The sequence below is a fragment of the Chitinophaga sp. 01L420 genome (genome assembly GCF_056399985.1).
The window spans coordinates 20,896-46,548 of sequence record NZ_JBFTSK010000043.1 but is presented as its reverse complement, the minus strand read 5'-3'; the positions used below and the strand labels follow the sequence as shown (position 1 = coordinate 46,548).

General features: G+C 45.7%; 16 protein-coding genes. 9 read left to right on the top strand and 7 right to left on the bottom strand.

The features are described 5' to 3' along the window. Positions 1-15 precede the first annotated feature (15 nt). The 7 genes from AC1DP6_RS29120 to AC1DP6_RS29090 all read left to right on the top strand — a co-directional run bounded on the left by AC1DP6_RS29120 (position 16) and on the right by AC1DP6_RS29090 (position 12,464). Positions 16-2,877: a tetratricopeptide repeat protein gene (locus tag AC1DP6_RS29120; RefSeq protein ID WP_477058028.1), complete on the top strand. Its 2,862-nt coding sequence runs from the start codon at positions 16-18 to the stop codon at positions 2,875-2,877. 22 nt (positions 2,878-2,899) lie between these two features. Next, positions 2,900-5,128, top strand: coding sequence for a DUF4838 domain-containing protein (locus AC1DP6_RS29115; RefSeq protein ID WP_477058027.1), 2,229 nt, complete (start codon positions 2,900-2,902; stop codon positions 5,126-5,128). A gap of 108 nt (positions 5,129-5,236) precedes the next feature. Next, positions 5,237-5,854 (top strand): TetR/AcrR family transcriptional regulator, encoded by a 618-nt coding sequence (locus tag AC1DP6_RS29110; protein WP_477058026.1) that lies wholly within the window; start codon positions 5,237-5,239, stop codon positions 5,852-5,854. A 278-nt stretch (positions 5,855-6,132) separates the two neighbouring features. Continuing rightward, a complete protein-coding gene (locus AC1DP6_RS29105; protein WP_477058025.1) occupies positions 6,133-7,500 on the top strand; it encodes a TolC family protein in 1,368 nt (455 codons plus the stop codon). Positions 7,501-7,510: 10 nt separating this feature from the next. After that, a complete protein-coding gene (locus tag AC1DP6_RS29100) occupies positions 7,511-8,554 on the top strand; it encodes an efflux RND transporter periplasmic adaptor subunit (RefSeq protein ID WP_477058024.1) in 1,044 nt (347 codons plus the stop codon). Positions 8,555-8,565: 11 nt separating this feature from the next. Next, positions 8,566-11,685 (top strand): efflux RND transporter permease subunit, encoded by a 3,120-nt coding sequence (locus tag AC1DP6_RS29095; RefSeq protein WP_477058023.1) that lies wholly within the window; start codon positions 8,566-8,568, stop codon positions 11,683-11,685. Between the two features lie 263 nt (positions 11,686-11,948). Further along, a complete protein-coding gene (locus tag AC1DP6_RS29090) occupies positions 11,949-12,464 on the top strand; it encodes an outer membrane beta-barrel protein (protein ID WP_477058022.1) in 516 nt (171 codons plus the stop codon). Between the two features lie 103 nt (positions 12,465-12,567). On the opposite strand, the gene AC1DP6_RS29085 is transcribed toward AC1DP6_RS29090, so the two are convergent. Further along, entirely contained in the window at positions 12,568-13,437 is an 870-nt protein-coding gene (locus AC1DP6_RS29085) for an aldose 1-epimerase family protein (protein WP_477058021.1), read from the bottom strand. A gap of 107 nt (positions 13,438-13,544) precedes the next feature. On the opposite strand from AC1DP6_RS29085, the gene AC1DP6_RS29080 reads away from it, so the two are divergent. Further along, entirely contained in the window at positions 13,545-14,261 is a 717-nt protein-coding gene (locus AC1DP6_RS29080) for a 3-ketoacyl-ACP reductase (RefSeq protein ID WP_477058020.1), read from the top strand. A gap of 56 nt (positions 14,262-14,317) precedes the next feature. Here the strand turns inward: AC1DP6_RS29080 and AC1DP6_RS29075 are convergent, their stop codons facing one another. Both AC1DP6_RS29075 and AC1DP6_RS29070 read right to left on the bottom strand, forming a co-directional pair. Further along, complete coding sequence (locus AC1DP6_RS29075) at positions 14,318-15,088, bottom strand: porin family protein (RefSeq protein WP_477058019.1); 771 nt, start codon at positions 15,086-15,088, stop codon at positions 14,318-14,320. 31 nt (positions 15,089-15,119) lie between these two features. Continuing rightward, entirely contained in the window at positions 15,120-15,938 is an 819-nt protein-coding gene (locus tag AC1DP6_RS29070) for a lysophospholipase (RefSeq protein WP_477058018.1), read from the bottom strand. Positions 15,939-16,023: 85 nt separating this feature from the next. On the opposite strand from AC1DP6_RS29070, the gene AC1DP6_RS29065 reads away from it, so the two are divergent. After that, positions 16,024-16,440, top strand: coding sequence for a hypothetical protein (locus AC1DP6_RS29065; RefSeq protein ID WP_477058017.1), 417 nt, complete (start codon positions 16,024-16,026; stop codon positions 16,438-16,440). Here the strand turns inward: AC1DP6_RS29065 and xrtN are convergent. The 4 genes from xrtN to AC1DP6_RS29045 form a co-directional block, all read right to left on the bottom strand. Continuing rightward, positions 16,430-17,770, bottom strand: a complete 1,341-nt coding sequence (xrtN, locus tag AC1DP6_RS29060; protein ID WP_477058016.1) for an exosortase N — start codon at positions 17,768-17,770, stop codon at positions 16,430-16,432. The two genes, AC1DP6_RS29065 and xrtN, sit on opposite strands and share 11 nt — an antisense overlap. Further along, entirely contained in the window at positions 17,764-20,277 is a 2,514-nt protein-coding gene (locus tag AC1DP6_RS29055; protein WP_477058015.1) for an XrtN system VIT domain-containing protein, read from the bottom strand. Before AC1DP6_RS29055 ends, xrtN begins: the two co-directional genes overlap by 7 nt. A gap of 204 nt (positions 20,278-20,481) precedes the next feature. Next, a complete protein-coding gene (locus AC1DP6_RS29050) occupies positions 20,482-23,085 on the bottom strand; it encodes an alpha-L-arabinofuranosidase C-terminal domain-containing protein (RefSeq protein WP_477058014.1) in 2,604 nt (867 codons plus the stop codon). Positions 23,086-23,097: 12 nt separating this feature from the next. Then, on the bottom strand, positions 23,098-25,512 hold the full coding sequence (locus AC1DP6_RS29045) for a glycoside hydrolase family 127 protein (protein WP_477058013.1): 2,415 nt from the start codon (positions 25,510-25,512) through the stop codon (positions 23,098-23,100). Positions 25,513-25,653 lie beyond the last annotated feature (141 nt).

The following is a 25,653-nucleotide window of genomic DNA, read 5'->3' as shown; positions in this document are numbered from 1 at the left end:
TAAATAAGAAAAGCAATGGCTGTATTAAAACATCTGTTAACAGGTATAGTAGTGTGTTTGGYGTTACAAACGCAGGCGCAGGTTTTTAAGCAGAAGAATAATGCAGAAGGACTGTATGATCAGGCAGTAGCAGAAACAAAACAACAGCACTACGACAAGGCCATTGCCCTGTCGAAGCAGGCATTACAGCAGCAACCAGACTTCATTGATCAGCAATTGTTGCTGGCCAGGTTATATATGCTCACCAAACAATATGACCTTTCCCGCAAATATTTTAAAGAAGTATTGACTAAAAATCCCCGTTACCGGGATGCGTATTACTATGCCATCAATGTAGAATTGACTACCGGCAGGTATACCGAAGCAGAATGTTATGCAGATGAAGCGCTCAGCGCTTTTCCGGGTAGCCTGGATTTTATGCTGAAGAAGTTGGGGATACTGGATGTACAGCATAAAACCTATCGTGGCAATGAATTGGCGGAAACCCTGATGAGTAAATACCCGGAAGACACAACTGTCCGGAATTCCTATATAGAACATTATCTCCTGAGTGGCCGATACTATCAACAGTTGGGTAATACCGGCATGGCCAGGCAGAGCTATGATAAAGTATTACTGGTAGATCCCCGCAACCAGCAGGCCAGGGAAGCCAGTCTTGCTGTTGCTATCAAAGGCGGCAGCTACCAGTCGGCACTGGACCAGGTGAATGAAGGGCTCACCGCCTATCCGGGCTCTTATGATTTGCTGATGCGCAAGCTGGGTATTTTACAGGAAATGCATGCCTATGCAGAAGCACTCGGCACGCTGCAGGAAATACTACGGCGCTATCCCGGCGATGCCAAAGCCCGCACGCTGGAAACATCACTGCGGATGGAAGCAGCTACCTACTACGCTAACACGGACCCCTATACGTTATACGAAGGTGTGCTGGAAAAAAACCCCGGCAACCGCGAAGCACTGGATAAACTGATTGGTTACAGCATGGCCAGGGGCGCCTACAAAGAAGCGCTCGCCTGGATTAACAGGGGCTTAAAAAATAATCCTGCCGACACCCGCCTCCTGGCATTAAAACTGGATGTACTGGAAGGCGATCATAAATATAGTACTGCCGCTGCTTTGGCAGAATTGCTATATCAGCGCGCACCTAATCCGGAGTTAAAAGAAAGACTGGTACTGCTACAAACGGCCAGTGGTCGCGACTACCTGGCGCAACAACAATACGATCTGGCTTTGGCATCTTTTGAAAGTGCCCTGAAAGTGAGTCCTACCGATACCACCGTACTGAATCTCTTAGCCAATACCTACATCTCTCAAAAAAATACACCCGCGGCATTAAAGGTGCTGGACCAGGCACTCACCTATTACCCGGACAACGCCAACTTTTTACTGAAAAAATCCAGCGTACTGGCAGATGCCGGCAGGTACGAAGAAGCAGCCGTAATAGCCGGACAACTGGCTACCCGTTTTCCGGCAGATGATCGTTTCAGTAATAACCTGGCAGAGATGCGCCTCACCACCGGCAGGATTTTAATGAAGGCAGAAGAGTACGATCTGGCCAAGCAACAATTTGAACAGGTATTGGCCATAGTTCCTTCCAACCAGGATGCCCTGGAGTATATGATCAACCTGGAAAGTGCCACCGGCAAGCCCGACAGCGCATTATACTATGCAGATAAAGCATTGGGATATTATCCCGGTAACCGTGATTTTCTCTTAAAGAAGGCATCTGTATTACAGGATAATCATGATTATAACGCCGCTGCCGCTATCACCGCAGACCTGATGTCTAAATATCCGTATACGCTCAAATATAAAACAGCATATATCAACAGTCTGATGTCTGCCGGTACAGAGTACCAGCGTAATCAACAGCCAGATAGCGCGCTGGCCATGTTTAACCAGGTGCTGGCATTGAATCATAAAGATTCCATGGCATTGCTGTACAGTATCAATATTCTGAACGGGCAACAGCGCTACGACAGTGCGCTGGCGTATACTGCGCAGGGAATAAAATACTATCCAGGTAACGAAGCGTTTTTAATGAAGCGGGCAATCACCCTGGAGAATAAAAAGGACTTTGCTGCCGCCGCACTGGTAGCCGATTCTGTGGCAAAACTACAACCCACTGCAGTGAACACTGACTACCGCGACTACCTGCAAAGTAAAACATTGAAGAACCAGTTCGGCTTATACTACCTCAATTCCAGCTACGATTATTCAGATAATAAATACAACATCGCCACCATAGAATACCGGCGTTTTATTAAGCGGGGTTCTTATGCCGTGCAGCTGAACTATGCCGGCAGGCAAACCGGGAACGGCTTACAGGGATTGGCAGAAATGTATTATACCCACAACACTAAACTATACTCCTACGGTATGGTGGCCTATTCCAACAAAACTGTATTTCCACAGTTGCGTGCTGCGTATTCTATTTTCAAAACATTTAAAAAAGAAATTGAAGTGGAGCTGGGTGGACGTTACCTGAACCTGGATAGTACCAGCAGCATTTCCGGTGTGATTTCTGTAGCAAAGCCATTTGGTGATTTCTGGGTGAACCTTCGGGGATTTGTGATCAGTGAGTCGCCTAAAAGCTACACCGCATTTAACCTGACCACCCGTTATTATATGAACAGGCGGCAGGATTACTTACAAGTGGTAGCGGGACTGGGTACCTCTCCCGATGACCGGAGCAGGCTGGTAAATTTCCCTAATCTTACCGGTTTGCTGACACACAGTGTGGGCGCAGGCTACCAGAAAGTATTTCACTACCGGACTACACTGGGATTATATGGTACCTGGATTAATCAGAAGATCAGTGATACCGGGTTCCAGAACCAGTACGACATTTATGTAACGCTTCAGCGGAAATTTTAACCGACTTACAATGTGCAGAATTATGAACAGCTTTTTGTTAATGATCACGACGTTGTTATACAGTGCGTGTCAGCCTGGTAAGGCGGAAGACTTCCTCCTGGTAAAACAAGGGCAAAGTACCTATGTGATTGTGGTTCCGGCGTCAGCTACCAAAGCAGAAACCAGGGCTGCCGGTATTTTACAGGATTACGTACAACGTATCTCCGGAGCGAAGTTAGCCGTGATCGCAGAAACTCAGTATAAAGATCAGCCGGCAGTGTTCATTGGTAATACCATTCATACTTTAGGACCGGAAAAAATAAAAAATGATGGCTTTTTCACAGGGAGCAAAGACAAACAACTTTATATCCGCGGGGGCAGTGGACAAGGAGTAGTATACGGCGTATATCACACGTTGGAAACGTATATGGGTTGCCGTAAGGATACGAAAGGCCCCGCCACTGTTCTCACGTCAAAGGATATACGCATGAACGGCGCGCTGACAGATCTGCAGGAACCGGCCTTTATATACAGGGAAAGCTACTACCCTGCTTCCTCCGATCCGGAATACCTGGCATGGCATGGGCTGCAGCGCTTCGAAGATTTATGGGGCGTATGGGGACATTCTTTTTTTAAAATATTACCTCCCATCACTTATTTTAAAGAGCATCCTGAATATTATTCACTGGTAAATGGAAAAAGACAGGCATTACAGCTTTGTTTGAGTAATGAAAACGTGTATGCATTAACGGTAGCCTGGTTTAAAAAAGCCATCGCTGACAACCCTGATGCCATGTATTGGTCTATAGCCCCACAGGATGGTGGTGGCGCCTGTACCTGCGATCAGTGTAAGAAAGCGGATGCAGAAGAAGGTGGCCCTTCCGGCTCGCTGATCCGCTTTGTAAACCGGGTAGCCAGTCAGTTTCCGGAGCAGCGCTTTACCACACTGGCCTATGGCTATACCGCCAAAGCGCCCCTGAAAACAAAACCAGCAGGCAATGTATTCATTATGCTGAGCACCATCGATGCTTTCCGACAGGATCCATTATCGCAAACACCTTCTGCTGCGGGATTCCGGAAAAATCTTGAGAGCTGGGGAGCTACTACCGGTAACCTGTTTATCTGGGATTATACTACACAGTTCACCAACTACCTGGCACCATTTCCTGACTATAATAACCAGCAACCCAATCTTCAATATTTCGCCACACATCATGTAAAAGGGGTTTTCTCACAGGGCAGTGGTGAAACCTATGGCGACATGGCGGAATATAACAGCTACGTGCAGGCGGCCCTGTTATGGCAACCCAATGCAGACATTAAACAGGTGAACAGTGCGTTTTTAAAGGGCTATTACGGCCCTGCTGCTCCTTTTGCAGGCCAGTACCTCGAAGCGCTCAGCAATGCCGTTAAAAGCACCCACAGCACCCTGGATATTTATGGCAACCCGATTTTTAATTCCCGGGATTACTTATCACCGGCCCTGATAGACCAATATTCTACCCTGCTGGACAAAGCCGAAGCTGCCGCAGGTAACAACAATACTTATTTACAACGGGTCTATCAAACGCGGTTGTTCCTGGAGTATGTTGTATTACAGCAATCCCGTTTCTATGGCAACGAAAAATATGGTTACCTGCAGCCCGATGGCAGCGTAAATCCTAAGTGGCCGGCGCGGGTAAAGCATTTCACGGAGCAATGTAAAGCGGCCGGCGTGCAAGAGCTTTCTGAAGGCGGCTTATCTCCCGATGCCTATGCAAAGGAATGGGAGGAGCTGTTCTCCCGTAAATGGATCAATAGTCTCGCCCTGCACGCACCGGCAACACTCGTAAACGCCTATACACCGGAGTACACGCCTAAAAAAGAAGCCACCCTCACAGATGGATTATTTGGTGGTAACGACTTTAGTTATAACTGGCTCTTTACTTATGGTAAGGATATGATCGCCACCATTGACATGGGTAGTAGTAAAACCCTCCATCAGATACAGCTGAATTTTCTGCAGGACGCCAGGCATTATATCTTCAATCCTACGCAGCTGCTGATTGAAACGTCTACAGATGGAGTGTCTTTTAAATCCGCTGGTGTAAAGGATATACCGGTGCCGGAAGAGGATTATGTTGTGCGTATTAATCACTATTCATTTACCTTGCCGGCAACTTCAGCACAGTATATACGGGTAACGGCGAAGTGTCCGGCAGTGTTACCGGAGTGGCGGTTGGTGGAAGGAAAGAAACCAGCATTATGTTGTGATGAGGTGAGTGTAGAGTAAAGGATACAGGGAGAAGAAGGCTTGAAAATCAACCACTTCTCTTTCTCTTTAAAAATAAATTTGGAAAATGAACACTGTTCAGTATATTTGCACTGTAAACAATTCAACGTGGGCATAATAGAAAGAAAAGAGCGGGAAAAAGCGGAGATGCGCAGACGTATTGTAGACGTAGCTGTTAAAATGATTGTGGAAGAAGGATATGAAAAAGTATCTATCCGCAACATCGCAGATAAGATAGAGTACAGTCCTGCCACTATTTATCTTTATTATAAAGATAAAGACCAGTTACTGTATGATGTGCAGTCTGATGCTTTTGCAACCCTTGCAAGTGAGTTTCTGAATAAGATAACGGACAATGCTCCATTTAAAAGACTGGAGCAGCTGGCCAAAGCGTATGTAGAATTTTCCAGGGAGCATCCTGAGTTATATGACCTGATGTTTATCATCAAGGCGCCCATGAATGCGCTGGTGGAAGAAGAAAAATGGAAAAACGGGGATCCGGCTTATGATGCACTGCATAATCTCATGCAGGAGTGTATTAATAAGAAAGTAGTGAAGTTTAAAGATGCGACCATTGCCACGCTTTCCGTATGGGGCTTTGCACATGGATTGATCAGCCTGCACCTGCGGGGCAGGTGCTCAAAAGTATCCCGTGTATCTGACGAAGAGATGCCTGCTGTGGTGGACGAAGCTATCCGGGAATACCTGCGCATGATTAAAGCGTAAAATAAATTTACCTGATCGTAAAATATCTCGCGGAGTTAAACGTCTGCATTATAAGCGGAGCTGATTTTTTGCTGTAACAATTACTTGCTGAAATCGGGAAAGCCATAGCAGCTAACGCTTAGCGGACCAGGTGTGAAAGAGAAATGTGTCGCCGAAATAATTCAAAAGCCTTCACGGCTTTTTTTAAAGTCCGGCATTAAACACTGTTCAGTATATCAACAACGATAACAAAAGCCATGTGGCTTTATTTTTTTCGGTATAAATAAACACCGTTCATTATGTACACATCACTCACAAAAGGAGCATTGTTAATTGGCCTGCTCACGACAGGTTTCAGCTCCTTCGCACAAAACACCGTGCTGGATCAATACATACAATCCGCCTTCAGCAATAATAAAGGGCTCAAAGAGCAAAACTTCCAGCTCACCAAATCGTTGCTTGCATTACAGGAAGCTAAAAGCCTGTTTGGCCCGAATGTATCCCTCCTTGGCAGCTATACTAAATCGAGCGGTGGACGTACCATCGACTTCCCTATCGGGGATATCATGAACCCGGTGTATAACAGTCTGAATCAACTGACCAACAGCCACAACTTCAAATCGCTGGAAAATGTATCAGTTCAGCTCAACCCTGATAACTTTTATGATGCAAAAGTGCGGACCAGTCTCCCTCTGATCAACGCGGAAATTTATTACAACCAGAAGATCAAAAGAGAACAGATTACCCAGCAACAGGCTGCCGTAAATGTATACAAACGGGAACTGGTACGTGACATCAAAACCGCTTACTATCAATACTACCAGGCAGCGCAGGCAGTGGCTATTTATAACAACGCCCTTTCGCTGATCAACGAAAACATACGCATCAACGAAAGCATGGTGCGCAACGGCATGCGCAATAACACCGCCCTGTATCGTGCACAAACAGAGAAAGAGAAAACCGATGCGGATATCAACAAAGCCATTAACACCCGCCAGAATTCCAAAGCATATTTCAACTTCCTGCTAAACCGGGGACTGGACGAAAATGTGACACTGGACAGCACCCTGCTGATCACACCGGCACAACTCCCTGGCAAAGATATCAATGAGCGGGAGGAACTTGCCCAGTATAAAAGTGCCACTACAGCGTACCGGTTAAACGAACAACTACAACGTGCTTATCTTATCCCTAAGCTCAGCACTTTCATTGACCTGGGTTCACAGGGTACAGGCGCAACCTTCGATAAAAGCACCCGTTATTATCTCTTTGGTGTAAATCTGGAATGGAACCTGTTTGCTTCTCATAAATATAAATACAAGATCAAACAGGCCGCCAATGATGTGGAAACCATCACCAACGCCGCATCGCAGACCACCGATCAACTGCGCTTACAGCTGTACCAGGCGGTTAACAACTATCAGACCGCATTAAGGAGTTTTAAAACCGCACAAAGCCAGTTGTCCTTTGCCGAAAGATATTACCGCGATCAGATGAAGGTCTACAAAGAAGGACAACTCCTGTATATAGAATTACTGGACGCACAAAATCAACTGACACAGGCACAGCTGCAAACTACCGTGGCACAGGCATCTGTACAAACGGCCTATGCTGCAGTAGAACGTGCACAGGCATCTTACAATATTGATAATAACAACAACCAATAAACATACTTATATGAAAAATACATTGCTCCTGCTGCCTCTTTCCCTGATCTTGTATTCCTGCGGCAGCAAGCCGGCGGCTACCACCACACCTTCAGATACCATCCCGGTGAAAATAATGCCACTGGAAAAACAAGGCACCGCAGTATCTATCAATGCATCCGGCCAGTTTACAACGGATGATGAAGTATATCTTTCTTTCAAAACAAATGGTATCATCAGCAGCATACTGGTAAAAGAAGGCGACCCCGTACACAAAGGTCAGCTGCTGGCAACACTGAACCTCACAGAAATAGATGCGCAGGTACAGAAAGACCAGCTGGCATTTGAAAAAGCACAACGGGACTATCAACGGATTGTTCGCCTGCATAACGACAGCGTAGCTACGCAGGAACAGTTGGAAAACAGCAAAACCACCATGGATCAGGCACGCCAACAACTCAGCACCACTCAGTTTAACCGCAGCTATTCAGCTATTCACGCTACACAGGATGGTTATGTATTGCATAAACTGGTGAGCAGCGGACAAATGGTGAATGCAGGTACCCCCGTATTGCAAACCAACGGCGCCAGCAGCGCACATTGGTTACTTCGTGTAGGCGTAAGTGATAGAGAATGGGCACAGGTAAAAACCGGCGACAAAGCTACGATTGAAATATCCGGCGTACCCGGCGATAGTCTAACTGGGATGATTACACGTAAATCTGAAGGTATCGACGCACAAAGCGGCACATTCCTCATCGATGTACAACTCACCGGCAGCAAGCCCGCCGCTATCGCGGCCGGCATGTTTGGCCGTTGTCATATTAACGCAGGTGCTGTTACCGGCAACACTGCCTGGAGCATCCCATATGCCGCCCTGCTGGATGGCAATGGCAGCAGCGGTTTTGTATTCATCACCAACGACAATAAAACCGCACAGAAAATTCCCGTAACTATCACCGGAATGGAAAAAGAAAATGTGCTCATCAGCAATGGCATGGAACAGGCAAAAGCCCTCATCATTTCAGGTAGCGCCTATCTGAAAGATCAATCACCTATCCGCATCATCCAATAACACCTGCGATCATGAAAATAGCTAATTATGCCGTCAAAAATTACCAGTTCACCCTGGTGATATTTATTATGATCATTGTGTTGGGTATCACCACCATCCTCAACATGCCCCGCTCTGAAGATCCGGAAATGAGAGCACCACAATACACCGTTATTGTAGTGTATCCTGGCACCAGCCCTAAAGACATGGAAGACCTGGTGGTAGATCCCATGGAAAAAGAAATCTACGGACTGGATGATATTAAACGGGTACGTACTTCTATCAGTGATGGAGTAGCCGTGATGCGGGTAGAATATAAATACAGCTCCAACGTAGACCAGAAATACCAGGAGCTGGTAAGAGAAGTGAACAACAAGCGGAAAGATTTACCGGCAGACATTTACAGCATTGAAGTAAGAAAGCAGGAGCCATCCGATGTAAACGTGATGCAGATAGCGCTGATTTCTGAAAATGCATCCCGTGATAAACTCCGCTATTACGCAGACAAATTACAGGATGAACTGGAAAAAGTACCCTCGCTGAAAAATGTAAAACTGCATGGCCTGCCTGAACAACAGGTACGTGTGGAATTACAACTGGATAAAATGGCACAGCTGCACCTGCCCGTTAACAACGTGATGGCGGCAATACAAAGCGAAATGGCCAATATACCTGGTGGGAGCATTGATGCCGGTGCGAAAAGCTTTAATATCAAAACCAGCGGCAATTATCAGAACATCGATGAAATCAGCAACACGATTGTATCTGCCGGTAATGGAAAAAATGTTTTCCTGAAAGACATTGCACGCGTATACTATGGTTTTGAAGATGAAAAATATTTCGTCAGGCTCAACAGTCACCGTTGTGTAGTCGTTTCCGCTGCACAGAAGTCCGGAGAAAACATTACCAAAACACAACTGCAGTATAAACCGGTTATAGAAAAATTCAAAAAAACATTGCCTCCCAATATTGACCTGGTGCAATATTTTGATCAGGCCGATGCAGTAAATAACCGCTTGAGCGGATTGGGCAAAGACTTCATCATCGCCATACTACTCGTGGCTTTCACCCTCCTGCCTTTAGGACAACGTCCGGCATTGATTGTAATGATTTCTATTCCGCTGTCGTTATCCATTGGTATTGTGTTGTTGCAACTGTTTGGATTTAACCTGAACCAGTTGAGTATAGTAGGACTGGTGGTAGCATTGGGGCTGCTCGTAGATGATAGTATTGTGGTGGTAGAAAATATAGAGCGATGGATGCTTGAGGGGCATAGTCGTATGGAAGCCACCCTCAAAGCCACCTCACAAATAGGACTGGCCGTGGTAGGTTGTACTGCTGCCCTGGTGATTTCTTTTATGCCCCTGGTATTCATGCCGGAAGGCAGTGGCGACTTTATCCGGAGTCTCCCGCTGGCGGTGATATTCAGTGTGCTGGCCTCTATGGCGGTGTCGCTTACCATCATCCCATTCCTTTCCAGCCGTTTACTGAAAGAGCATACCGGTAACCCTGAAGGCAACCTGTTTATGCGTTTGCTCAAAAAGCTGATCCATGGCAGTTATGCAAAATTATTGGATAAGGCGTTACACCGTCCGGTGATCACGATGGTAGTATCCCTGGTTATTTTTGGTGCAGCAATAGGATTGTTTAAAGTGATTGGCTTTAGCCTGTTTCCTGCTTCCGAAAAACCACAGTTCCTGATCAATATATTTACGCCACCGCAGTCGAATCTGGTGTATACCAACGAGGTAGTAAAGCAAATAGAAAAAGAACTGAAACAGGAGACGACCATCAAATCTTTTGCCAGCAACATCGGGAAAGGCAATCCCCGTATCTATTACAACGAAACGCAGGAAAACGAAAGAAGTGATTATGCCCAGATCTTTGYGCAACTGGGGGAACATACCAGTCCGGCTGAAAAGACCAAACTGATTGAGTCCCTTCGTAAAAAATGGACACCTTATCCAGGCGCTAAAGTAGAGGTAAAGAACTTTGAACAGGGACCACCGATGGTAGCTCCGGTAGAAGTGCGCTTGTTTGGAGATAACCTGGATAGCTTACGTGCGATGGCTGCCAATGTAGAAAAGATGCTGGAAAAAACACCCGGTACTATTTATATCAACAACCCGGTAAGTACGCTGAAGTCAGATATCCGTGTAAAGATAGACCGTGAAAAAGCCCAGCAGCTGGGCATTCCAACGGCCAACATTGACCGTGTAGTACGTTTAGCCATATCCGGTATTAACCTGGGGCAGTACAATGATCAGAACGACAATGATTATGATATCCTGCTGACCAAACAGAAAACTGGAAAACCAACGATGGACGTTTTCAAGGATCTTTATGTCAATAACAGCCAGGGGACCGCGATTCCACTCTCACAGGTAGCACAGCTACAGCTGGAAACATCTCCCTTAACTATTAATCACCAGGAGAAAAACCGGGTAGTTGCCGTAGGTGCTTTTATAAAGAAAGGTTTTCTGACTGACCAGGTGATCGGAGATGTGGTAAAACAGATGGATGCGCTGAAACTCCCTGCAGGATATACTTACGAGATGGGTGGAGAAGTAGAGAGCAGGAAAAATTCCTTTGGTGGATTTATGAGTGTGATCATTGTTACTATCTTCCTGTTTGTTGCGGTATTAATTCTGCAGTTCAAAACTTTCAAGAGCATGCTGATTGTTTTGTCGGTGATTCCGTTAGGAATAGTAGGTGCTGCTATAGGTTTGTGGCTAACAGGCAACTCCCTCTCTTTTGTGGCCATCATAGGCTTGATAGCGCTGGCAGGGATAGAAGTAAAGAATACTATTTTGCTGGTAGATTTCACCAACCAGTTGCGCATGCAGGGCAAACCACTGGAAGAGGCCATACGGGAGGCAGGAGAAGTACGTTTCCTGCCCATCGTACTCACATCGCTCACCGCTATCGGCGGATTAATACCGGTGGCCATATCTACCAATCCGTTAATTGCACCACTGGCCATTGTGTTGATTGGTGGCCTGATCAGCTCTACATTGTTATCACGTATAGTGACCCCCGTAGTATATAAGCTGATTCCACCGAAAATAGACGTGGTCCCTACAAATGGACATGGATCACATCATAAGAAAGATCTGTTATTACCACAGGATGCCATCTTACATCATTCATAATTGGTTTATGACTTGAAACAGAAGAAGCCTGCTTTATAGCAGGCTTTTCTGTTTTAAGTCCATCAAGCATGGCTGGAAACAGGCACAGTAGGTGATATTGCGCTTATTAAACCCTTGTTACCCGCCCATTCAATCATATACACATTAAATAAAATGAGTCAATTTTAAATTCCCACAAAATTTTATCAGTCAACCATTTAAAATTAGTTCCTTACTTTTATGGCTAATTTGCTAGTCAACCATTCCTTTGAAAATTAGTTCTTATGAAAAAAATCTTCCTGGCATTTGCAACCATGCTTTTGGTGATTTGTATGAGTACACAATCATCGCAGGCACAATTAAAACGATTCAGTATTGGCCCTTTTGTTGAAGCGGGCTTTCCTGTAGGCGATTTCAGTAAGACCCATAATACCGGTTATGGTATTGGTTTAGGTGCTGATGTTAAACTGGTAGCAGGTTTAACGGCTGTAGGTTCTGTGAGCTACTTCCATTTTGGCGGTAAAAGCGTTACCACTAACAACTTTACCACCGATTACAAAGCTTACAATGTAGTGCCTATCCGTTTGGGGTTACGGTACAAGCTGATCTCTATTCTGTATGTGAAGGTAGAAGGTGGTACCGTTCAGTACACCGGAAATGGCTATAACGGCGTAGGCGGACTGGTAGCACMGGGTCTGGGTATCCGCGTACTCGGTCTGGATGTAGAAGGCAAGTATGAAGCATGGTTCAAAGATGGTACACGTAGCTTCTTTGGCCTGAAAGCCGGATATAACTTTTAAGCTTTTAGCCATTAGCTTTTAGCTTTTAGGAAAATGCAGCGAAGACCAACAAATGGTGTTTTTCGCTGCATTTTCCTAAAAGCTAAAAGCTAATGGCTAACTGCTAAAACAGCGTCGCTGTCCATGTTCTTTCAAACACTTTACCGGGAGCTAACCGGTTGATCCCTTCTTTCTCTTCCAGTTCTCCGGTAGCAGTTACACTATCAGCAATACCACACCAGGGTTCAATACAAACGAAGTCGGCATCTTTTGCCGCCCATATTCCCATGTAAGAAAAGCCTTCAAAAGCCAGTGTTAATCCATGTGGCGTAGACTTGCTTTTAATGCTGATAGCGGTGGAGGCAAGATCTTTGAACACCAGGGCATCCTGGTAGAACAATGATTTTTTCAGGGGTAGTTCATGCGTATGCTGTAGCAGTGGTACAGGAGCTGTTTCTATTTGTCCGCCGGGAGATAGTGGCCAGCTGCCGGTTTCTTCTTCCTTATTAAAATACAGGTAATAATCTTCGTAGGTAGTATCCGCTACCAGTGGCAATTTAAAGGCAGGGTGCGCACCTACGGAAAAGAGTAATACTTTTTCATCTTTGTTTTCCACCTGGTAGGTTACCTGCAACTGATCGTCCTGCAGGAGGTACTGAATGGTAAAATTAAAATGGARGGGGTATACGTTCCTGGTATTTTTATTATCAGAGAGACGGAGGCTGACATGTTCCATTCCCTGCTCCGTCACCGTAAACAGCTGCTCTCTGGCAAAGCCATGGCGGCCGAGGGTATAGGTTTGACCATTATAGCGGTAGGTATTGTCTTTCAGACCTCCTACAATGGGAAAGAGTACGGGACTTTTTTTGCCCCAGAAAGCCGGGTCACCGCTCCATAAATATTCCAGCCCGGTATCTTTACGGACAATACTTTGTAATTCTGCGCCTTGTGGGTCAATCACAACGGTGAGTTTTTCATTGGAGATTTCTATCATGGTCTGATACAGTTATATAGTGGATATCTGCGAAGATAACCTGTAATTGGAACAAAGCTTTGTACCTTTGCCAGGTATTTTTTTTTCTTAAAAAACGAACGCATTATATGGAATCATTAAAAGGAAAGAAAGCCCTGATCACCGGTGGTGGCAAAGGCATAGGCCGTGCGCTGGCAGTAGCGCTGGCACAGGAAGGTGTTGATATAGCCCTGATGGGACGTAGTGCAGGTTCACTGGAGGAAGTGGCCAAAGAATTAACCGGCATGGGTGTGAAAGTGGCATATGCTACTGCCGATGTGAGCGACATGAACGCGGTCAACACTGCCGTTACACATCTCACAAAAGAACTGGGGGACATTGATATACTGATCAACAATGCAGGCATTGCGGCTTTTGGTGGTTTCCTAGAACTGGAACCAGCACAATGGGAGCAAATCATCCAGGTCAACCTGATGGGCGTATATTATGTAACCCGTGCCATATTACCGGGTATGATAGCCAGAAAAACAGGTGATATCATCAATATTTCATCCACAGCCGGACAACGCGGCGCTCCGCTTACGAGTGCCTACAGCGCTTCTAAATTCGGGCTGCTGGGATTAACAGAATCCCTGATGCTGGAAGTGAGAAAACATAATATCAGGGTAAGTGCTTTAACACCTAGTACCATTGCTACGGATATGGCGAAAGACCTGAATTTAACAGATGGTAATCCGGACAAAGTATTACAGCCGGAAGATCTGGCGGAATTTGTAGTGGCGCAGTTGAAGCTGAACAGAAGAGTGCTGGTGAAATCTGCGGGGTTATGGTCTACTAATCCTTAAGTTATTTGATGTTAGTTGCTGATGAATATTCATCAGCAACTAACATCCTCCATGAATTATTTACAGATGCGGTAAGCATATCCGATAGATGCCGTAGCAGCACCGGTATTGTTTTTACCATTGGCGCTTCCTTTCTGAATATTGAGGAAGCCATAGTTTCCTCCACCTTCCACAAATACCTGGCTACGACCAAAGAGGTAAGCCAGTCCTACGTTTCCACTTACACCGAAGTTGAAAGTATTCAGCTGGTCTTTGATGTCTACGTTTTGGTCGAAAGACTGTTGACCAATTGGCTGTGTAGCTTTTTCATCCAGGAAAACGGTGGTACTGCCACCGGTGATATCCTGTTTACCACTCAGCAGAAATCCAAAGAAAGGACCTGCATCCACATATAAACGCAGCGGTGATTTCGGTCCCAGGTTCCAGCCAAATTTAGCCAGAATAGGCACCATCAGGTAGTTAAGTTTTGCCTGACTTTTGAAATCTGCATAGAGATATGTAGTGCCGGGAGGCAACTGGCCCGCCTGTTGTGGAGGAACCGGAAATGCCTGCAATCCATTCTTTTTGCCACCCTGTGAAGAGTAGCTGATCATTGCTTCGATAGAGAAAAGTTTACTGATGTGGTATTCCCCGAAAATACCGAAATCGGGACCCTGACGGGAACTGTAACCCTTATTGAGGGGATTTTCTTCACTGCCACCCGCCGTAAGATTTGGAATACTAATGCCTCCTCTAACGCCGAGATCAATTTGTTGTGCGTATGCGGTGGTGCCAAAAAACATGACAATAGCCGGCAAAAGCCATTTAAAAGAGCCTTGGATTTTCATAATTAATAGAATTGTAAACCCAATTTACTAATTATCTCACATTACTCAACCAACCGGCCACAAACAATAAAACATCCCGGGCATCCGGTTCATTATGCATTTCATGATACATCCCCTCCCATTCCCTGTAAGTAAGCRGGGCAGCGGGAGCCCGCTGCGCAAACAACCGGGAGCCTTCCACAGCAGTAAATTCATCGGCATTGCCATGGATCAGTAAGGAACGAACTTTTAATTCTACCGCGTGTAACAGGCACCAGGCGCCATTTTGAATCATATCATTGGCCAAACGCAAACTGAGTTTATCGTGACGCAAAGGATCTGCCTTAAACTTTTCTACCGCCCTCTTATCATGTGAAATTTTATTAATATCGAGTCCCTGTTTGATGCGGATATTGGGCGCTATAGCACTCAATACCTTCAAGGTGCCTTTCAGGAAACCACCAGGACGCATACCAATGATCAGCGCCGGAGCCGAAATCACTGCTGCCTGGATATCCGGCTGCCTTTTGAGTAAGAAACCCGTTAATACACCACCGCCCATACTATGTCCATACATCACTACTGGCTTACCATAAGTATCTTTTACATAGCCCAGAAATGCCTGCAGGTAATCAAACATAAATTCAAAACCTTTGGAGCCTCCTTTGGGACCGTCACTTTTACCATGCCCATAATGATCAATACCGATCACTGCAAAACCCTCTTTCATAAAGAATGCGGCCACATGATCATAACGACCAATATGCTCTCCGATCCCGTGTACAATAATCATTACCCGGTCAAGATTTTCGGGGATCCAGTTGATACCATGAAACTTTGTGTGCTGGTAATTCCAGTAAAATTCATTCATAGCCGGAGTTTAGCTGGTGCAAAACGAAGATAAAGAATATCTTTATCCCCTATTTCAACCAGATAAAATTAACTGAACTACACACATGAGTAAGCAAGCAACCACATCACCGGTATACTCTATTCCTTTAAGTTACCGTAAGATGGAAAATCTCCATATTGTTTTCTGGCTATTGAAAGATATCAGCTGGTGTATGATCTGGAAGCCCCTGGGCGTTGCCATGATCTTTCCGACGCTGATTATTTCCATCGTTATTGCGTGGCGCACCCGTCAGTTTATGTCTGAGTTATGCCACAACGTAGCCATCACCGTTTGGATTTCAGCGAACTCCTACTGGATGATCAGTGAGTTCTTCCATTTTGATACGCAGGTGATTATGGGCGATATTACCTATAAGCACCTGGCACTGATTCCTTTTGTGACGGGCATTTTAATACTGGCTTATTTCTATCTGTATTATCAGCCAAGGCATAAAGAAGAAACAGAAGTGATTACTGAATAAGGTGTGCACGGAGCAACGCTCCTGTTTTTTGTTCGAGTAATGCTTTCTTTTCTACCGTCATATTAATGAGGTAATAATTATCCCCGCTGCAGAGTGCATCCCATCTCCACTCCAGCTGGCTGCTACTGCGGCGGGTACTATTTTCATACCACCAGGCGGTGTACAATGTACTGCTTCCCTTTCTTAATTCCGCGGTATACATTTTCACACCCTGCATAGTCTGTTCCTGTACATTAAAAAATTCAAAGCCACTCCCCTTCCAGCAAATCATAGGTTGATGATCGGTAAAATAGAAGCCGGGAATAGGTTTGATATATAGCAAGGCATCAGCAGCTGTTTGTTTAATCACGTGGCCGGTTTCAATGGTTTGCGTATAACCTGGCAGTATTTTTATACGGGTGCTGCGCTCCATATCACTTCCAGCATTATTCCTTTTTAAATAATGTCCGGCTACAATACCCCCCAGGAGCAACAGCTGCAGTACCAGCCCATACCTGCGGGGAGCCGCAATGGTGTGCTCCATCACTGTTTTTCCATACCGCTGCAATAACCATTTAATTCCGGGTATCAGGGGAAGTATGACATAGATGAGCAACGATAAAATGCCTACAGCATCATGTGCAGCCGTGCCGGGTGGTAATGCAAATTGTATCAGCAAAATGATGCGAAACAAGTTGGCTATAATATTTAAACCTGTAATGCCCATTAGTACCAGGCCGATAAGAATTCCCGGGAGTGTTTTCTGATACCTGCGCTGATAAAAGGCGATCAGCATCACCCCGCAAAGCAGGGAGGTAAGCATCATCTGCAATCCCATACAGGCAACATCCACCGTAAATTCATTGTGCCCCAGTTGAATTACATTACCGTTGGTGGTAATAGTAGGATTAACGCCTGCCAGTATTTTTCCAGCCATCCCGGTAAGCCACAGTCTTAGCGGAAAACTAAATACGTTAGCAGCATAATCTATTACTGGTGTAACCAGTATAGCGGTAATAAAGGTGAGCAGATGAATGCGCCCATAAAAATACTCTACTACAAAAAAGATGGCGGAGGCCAGTGCAGCATAACGTAAAGTGAAGACCGGCAGCTGCCACGACAGCAATAAAAAACACATCGCCACCCAGCCACAACGCATACTGCCTGCACGGGTACGGTCTATCCGGAATACCATGACCATGGCTACTACTGACAATATGAACAAGGTGCTGCGCCAGGCAAAATAGGCTTGCAGCTCCATGATGCCTGTTACTATGTAAACTGCCAGCAACCATGTTGCCGGCAGTTTTGCCCCTCTACTTGTACACCGTGTATACAATAACGTTAGCATATATTCTTCTTTTTCGGGAACAGCAACTTCTCAAATCTTACATAGGTCAATAGCAACATGGCTATAATAAACAGTGCCCATTCATGTGGTTCAGGAACAGCCCCATGTCCGTGTAAGGAAGCATTTTTCAATGTATTTCCATCATCTTTGATATCAAATTTATCATAATCTGCCTGCGTTTCCAGTACAATCAAACTGGATAGTGGCGATACGATATACGCTTGCTTTGCCACCTCGATGAGGGTAGTATCATTGTTGAGGTCTTTTGCCGTAACGCGCTGTCCCAGCTGTTGCATCACATGATTATACGCAAAGAGTCGTGCCAGGTGATCCGGGCCGGGTGCAAGGGTACTATCTGTACTTCGCACTATGCGCATACCTGCCTGGGCCATCATCAACTGTGAGCTGTCTTCCTCCTGTTTTAAGAAACTATTTTTATTTAGTTGAGATAACAACTGCGCTGTTGTTCCTTTTTCGTAGATCAATGACCGTGATTCTTTCAGGGTAGCCAGGTAAGGTGAAAGGGTGCTACCGATATCGTATAGTCGTACGGGTTGCCTGGTAAAGAAAGTACGTAACCTATCCCGGAACTTCGCATCTTCCAGGTCGCCCAGTTGTGGAGAAATATTTTCGGAAGCAGTAATTACTATAGCACTGGCTGCATTACTGATATGATGAAACGGGAACAGGGAAAAGCGAAGCTGCTGTAGCTCATCGAATAGTTCCTTCTTATTATTTTCTGTTACAGCCGTCATCCCTTTTTGTGGATGAAATACCCATACTGCCTTGTCTTTCAGCTGTGCTGTTATTTGCTGGTAATCGTTGTATTGCCAGCTACTGTTGACGTCCAGGTAATAATTTTCCGGTACAAAAAATTCGTAGGCCGGTGCATAAGGCAGCAGCGTATATCGCTGGTTGTTAAAGCTAAAAGCCGCATTATCTATTTGTTCTTCCGGAATTTTCAATTCCCACTCTGCGTCATAGCTGCCTTTACGCACGATGGTTTTGCCTTTACCCGGATGGAATCCGGATGGGAATGCCATTTCTTTAGGCCAGTTATCCATATTCAGATTGACTTCATAATCTGCGTCATCATGCACCGGTCCCTCAAACCAGGCGGGTTGGTATACCAGTTTACCTTCCTTCACCAGCAATGGAGACGTGATACCTATTTTAAATTTCCGGGTATCACGCACGGGTACCGGGAATACGCGTACGACTACCCGATTTCCTTCCTGCCAATGAACTACAGAAGGATCACGGTATTGAACACCGACAATATCTTTATAAGCAGCCTGCGCTTTTTGCCTGGTAGTGAGTATTCCTTTTTCTTCCTTTCCGTTGATCCATAGCGATAAAGAAGTGACTACGCCCCCTTCCGGTAAATGGAAAGTATAAATAGCTTCTCCGTTTTGTAGCCAGCCCATTTCGCTCTTGTTTGCTACGGTGATCGTATTCTCCGTATATGCCAGGTGATAACGTGGCCAGAGATCAGCACTGGTGCTAACTTTCGTAGTGGCCAAATCTTTTCCGGTCCAAAGACGATCTTCTGCAAAATGTCGCTTGTCATATATTACACTGAGGATATTCAGCCTGTCTTCTTCTGGTATGTTGGTGGTCCCAAATATAAAAGCAGATGTAATGAACAGCGGATCATGTTTAATTTCGCCATCGTATTCCTTTTGTGGCATAGACCAGAGGCTAAAGCTATCCCAACTTCCAGGGGCCATATAAATAATCCCCGTTTTCAGGATCTTTTCCGTCATGAAATTATGCGGTAACTTTTGTGCTACACTCACCCAGGCTGGCAATTCTGCTGGTCTGTCATCTACACTGAAAACATCCTCCATCGCTTTTACGTTTACTGCATATAATAATGCGTAAGTGGTAATAATGGTCAGGGACAGTGCCAGCGCAATTAAATAAATGACGCGATAACGAAACACCGGCCATATCAGTTTTTGTACCATTCGCAGGTTAAACCATAAAAGGAATAGCGGGGAAAACGTAACAATGGAAATGCCAATAGCAATCAGACCAATCAGACTGATTATATACATATTCAGCAGATAGCAGGCCAGGTAAACCGGTGCCAATAAGGTGAAACCCAATACCGCGCTTTGCAGACACTTTACCCATTCCGGCCATTGTTCAAAGAAACAAAACGCCATGATGTTAACACATATCATTACCAGTATAATGGCAAACCAGGTGGCCGTTGATTTAAATACGGATACCTCATTATTAATGGTATAAGCATCCAACAATAACAGGACAACAAATATGGCTACCACTTTTCGTCTATGAGGGTTTCGTCTGAGCTCACCACCGAACCAATTGGCAAAGAACCAGATTAATACGATAAAGTGATTTATCAAAAAATAGGCTTCCCATTTGGGATTCCCTATCCGGCAAGAGGACAATATAAATACGAGTACTGAACAGCATAGTGATACCAGGCCGATCTTAATTATTATCGGCTGGCGTTTGGAAATTCCAACTTCCATATATAGGTTTTGAATACGGTGTAAAGCTATAAAATAAAAAGCACTTTGTAATACAAAGTATAAATATATTTTTCCGTTTTTGAAAGAAATGGGGAGATGATCGCTGATTATCAACGATCATCTTCCCATTTCTTTCAAAGAACGGAAAAAGTGAATAATTATCTTGCAGGTCTCCAGATGATGGGAAGTGGTGATTCGCGGCTTCTACCGCTTCAATTTGCCAGAAGCCTGCAATGTGTGTATTACAGTTTTATCCGGGGTCAGTCGGATAATATTCACTGAAAGTGGTGGCACAGTCCAGCTGAATTGCGCGCCGGCATTATCGATGGTAGTGGTATGCGGCACATAAGCGGCCGGCCGGTCAAAAGAATTTTCCGCTTCCGGAGTATCGGCTGTCAACGTGATGACCTGTGCTATGGGGTGAACAGCTGTAGCGCCATCCAGTTGAATATCAGCATTCATCGGCTGTTCACCGGCATTGACTATTTTCAGGATAATATCTCCATTTTTTTCATCTTTCCCTGCAATGGTGAACAACTTTTGTGGTTCCTCGTAAGTCATCAATAAGGTATCCTCTAAATAACATTTTACTTCACTGTTGCCTACTTCCAGCCGGATATTATACCAATGGTCCGATGCCAACGGGGATTTCAGTCTTACCGGGTTACTGATACCTGCTACCTCGTATCCATTCGTAAGACTTTCAAACACCGCATGAGAATTCAGCCATGATCCTATATGTGCGCGCAAACAGGTATTGGTATCTTTCACGGCAAACGGGATAATGAAAGCATTTACCCCGCCCGTTTTACGCGCTTTCAAAGTAAGCGTATAGGCATTAAAGTGATGATCTTTCAATACAGCCAATTGCTGAGCACCTTCCGTAGTTTGCGCCATGATATCACCGGCTTGTTGCCAGCTACCCCGCACCGGCAGCCATTCTTTTAAACCGGTGGATGCGTTGCTGCGATATACCGTATCCTTATTTTGTACGACTACGATATCCTTATACTCCGCTTCCGTATCCCAGGTAGCGAGACCGATACCGCCGGCAAACTTCGGTTGTTCCGTTGTTTCGGTCTGTATCCTGGTCGTCACCGGGAAGTTGATGGTGGCTTTATGATCATTGAGCATATTAAGTGCATAGTAAGAAATGCGGCCAAAGCTGGCGGCGGCGTTAAAATGAATAAGGTTCACGGGCCAGTCCACATCATGTTCATTCACCAGCAATGGTGCATAGCTACTCATGTTTACCAGGTCGCCATTTTTCTCCATGCTCATCACGTATACCGCATCGCTCAGGGCAGCCCGCAGGTTGCCGTTGCCTACACCGGCATTGGTGGCATATTCTCCCACATACATTTGCCAGTGGCCTCGTTTATACTGATCGAAATGATCAAAGTTGCGCAGGCTCCAGCCGGCATCCTTATATGCATGTTCATCTACAATGTCTGTATACTGCATACTATCCAGTGTATGCCGGTTTACATCACCAATGCCCATGCTGGCAATAATACCTATCTGAGGATACCTGGCGTGTATGGCGTCATAAAAACGGTTGTATCGCTTGGCGTAGTCAGGACCGTGCTGTTCATTACCTACTTCTACATACTTCAGTGGAAAAGGCGCAGGGTGGCCGTTGGCAGCACGTTGTTTACCCCAGCGCGAGGTGACCGGGCCAATAGCATATTCAATAGCATCGAGTGCGTTCTGTATCACCGGTGCAATGCTATCGTCCGGAATGAAGGTGCCACTGCGGTATTCACAGGATATGCCCACATTGAATACGTACAGCGCAGCGGCATGAATATCTTCACAAAACTGCAGGTATTCATGATATCCGAATCCGTTGCTGCTCCAGTAACCCCAGGGGCTATACGTTGGTATGCGCTGCTCAAGTGGTCCCAGCGTGGTTTTCCAGTCCGGTGCACTTTCTACCGTAATACCTTCTACATAGCAGCCGCCGGGCCAACGCACAAAAGCAGGCTTCATTTTTTCGATAAGGGTAGCCAGGTCTGCCCGCATACCATTGGGTCGGTCGCGGAAAGTATGCACCGGAAAGAGCGACACCATGTCGAGCAGCAAGGCACCGGAGCCCTGAAAAGAAAGTGCCAGTCGCGCGTTCGGGTCAGTATCCTTTGCGGTGAGTACCGCAGTATACTTTTCCCAGCTGGCCTTTGCGGCAATTGTAAAAGAAGTATCCGCGAGTACCTTCCCCCCGGCTGTTTGCAGAGAAACGCGCACATTACCGGCGTAACCTTTGCTACCGTTGGCAAAAAAAGATAAACGATATGGAGATCCTTTGCTGATATTCATACCCCAGAAACCTTCATTTACCAATGCAGATTCATTACGTAGGCCCGTCGCCGTTACCTCCACCTGCATAGCATGCGGAGTAGATTTGTGTAAGGGATTATCGCTGACAATAGATAATTGCATCGTGGCGTTTCCTTTTTCTTCCGCATGCCAGGCTGGCCATTGACTTTGCAGGGGCCATTCCATTTTCCAGTCGGATGGCTGTCCGTTGAGCATAAAATGCGGCTTCAGCGGAAAAGGTTGCAGCCAGCCGTTTTTCAATTGTGTACCTGCAGGAATGCAATGATCTTCGAAGCCCCGGTTCTGTACCATTTCCGCATAAAGTCCTCCTTCGCCGGCATGACTGATTTCTTCAAAGAAAATACCGTGCAGGGTAGCTGGTACTACAGCACCCTTTACAGCGGTATTTACATGGATGCTGGCCCTTGATTGAGCGATAGCAGTACTACACCCCATCAACAGAGCGATGGCAGCAAAATGGCTGTATTTCATGCGTATAATTTGTTATTCCACGATCCACTCGTGTATACCACTTGCATTTTCTGCAGGTAATTGTACTTCGAGTTTTAACGCAGTTGTTGTAACGGGTTCAAAGGTGATGAGGTTATATTTATCTTTCTCCACTACATAGGGTGTCTTATTCTTCACCGGTATCCAGTCAGCTCCCTGTTTGTAATAGAGCTTCCAGGCGGCGGGAATGCGGCAGCCTCCAAAAGGCCCATCGTCATACCAGTATACTTTGGAGCTGCTAACGGTATAGGTGCTGTCAAAATCGTAGCGTACCCATTCCGTGCTACCTTTAGCCGGCCACCAATGTAAATAGAGGGCGCTGTTATCTTTGGAATCTTTGGGTTCGTACTGATCATTCAACGCCATAAACATGCGCTGATTTTTCACCGAAGCGCCGATTTTGCTTTTGGACGCAATGGTGGGCGCTGGCTTGGGACGGGCCGCCGAAGATTCAAAAGGAATCCATACCGTCATTTCTGCAGGACCACGATTGGCCCATGCGTAATACGGTATAGCCGTTACCGTTTGCGTGCTGCTGATCAGCGAATCGGTGTGCAGTTGTCTGCTGGCCGAACTACCTGCCATTTGCAGGGTCATCACGCCATTGAGCAGGGTTGGCTGGAAGACCGTATTCACATCGGCCTGTTTATTGACTACAATATTCTGCACGGTGGCATCTTTATTATCCGGGCCTTCCAGGCAAAACATTATAGGGCCACGTTCCAGGGCAAAGCGGTCTTTATCATCTTTTACCGGTGCTGTTGCCAGCACTTTCTTTACCTGCATGGGGAAGTCCACCACTACTTTATCTCCTTTCTTCCAGGTGCGGCTGATCACAGCATAGCCTTTATCCATCGCGTACACCACTGGTTTACCATTCAGTAAAACAGGGATATTCACGGCAGCACTGTCATCCTCAAAATAGAGATTACCGGGTACAGGCCGGTTTTCCACCCATCCTGGAATACGTACTTTCAGGTTAAAGGCAGTGGGTTGGGTCGTGTTGATCGTAATTTCATCTTTACCATTCCAGGGGTAATCTGTTTGTTGCGCAATATTTACTTTCCCTGCTTTCAGTTGTATGCTGGCGGAGTCACCTACAAACAGGTTTACATACAGGTCGTTATCTTTCTGCGCATATACATATCCCGGCATAGAGGGCAGGAAGCGGGTCATATTGGAAATACAACAGGCGCAGCCAAACCAGGCACTCCGTTGGTGTTGTCCCATTGAGGCTAATGGATTAGGATAAAAGAAGCGGTCACCGCTCAATGATACACCGGACAGCAATCCATTGTACAGCGTGCGTTCCAGCACATCAATGTATTTGGCATCGCCATGGAGCAGAAACATCCGGCTGTTCCAGTATACATTGGCAATAGCCGCGCAGGTTTCCGCGTAAGCCGACATATTGGGCAACTCATACGCGGCACCGAAAGCCTCTCCCGCACCAGTTGCACCAATACCACCGGTGATATATAGTTTCCGCTCTACCACATCTTCCCAGATATCATCAATGGCTTTAAGATATTGCCGGTCACCCGTTAATGCCGCCACATCTGCCATACCGGTATACATATACGTAGCACGTACCGCATGTCCTACAGCCTCGTGCTGCTCCGTTACTTTTTTATGCGACTGGCTGTACTCCTGGCTATACTTCGTTCCTGGGCCTCGTACATCCAGGAAAAATTTAGCGAGGTCCAGATAAGATTTATTACCGGTTACGCGATATAACCTGGTGAGACCTGTTTCCACGATCTGATGGCCCGGAAACTTTTCTTCCTTACCCCAACCAAAAACACGCACCAGCAGGTCCGCGTTCTTAATCGCGATATTGAGCAGTGTCTTCTTTCCGGTGGCCTGGTAATGCGCTACAGCTGCTTCGAACAGGTGACCTGCATTGTAGAGTTCATGACTAAGGTCTTCTTCCTTCTCCCAACGTTTGCTGCCAATCCATTCATGTGGTTTTGCTGCTTTCACCGTACGAAAGGTATAGAGATAACCATCTTTTTCCTGGGCAGCACCGATGATACTGATGAGTGTATCCAGGTATTTCTCCAGACCTGGATCCGGCTGTACCTGCAGTCCGTAGGATGCGCCTTCAATCACCTTATAAAGATCTGTATCATCAAAAGTATACTCCGTTAGTTTATCTCCGGAAAGTTTACCGGCGGCACGCAAAAAGTTATCTATTCTGCCTGTTTTTTTACATTGCTCTAATGTATACGGTATCGTTACACCGGCGTTGGTCCTTATTTTTGGCGCCCAGAACTGGTCGTTTACCCTTACCTGGGTAAAGGCCACCGGCCTTATCGGATAGTCTTTTTGCAGCTGCGCTTTTAATGCAGTGTTGCTCAGCAACATCCCTGCACCAGCCATCGCCATCTTTCCCAAAAATGATCTCATACCTTTTTTATCTTTATAAACAACTAATATAATAATTTATAATTGTCAATTAAACAATTATTTATCGAAACATGCGTTTTGCTCCAATGATTTGTTCTTACTCATCTCATCTCTGAAAACAGGCCATCAATAAAAGGTCTG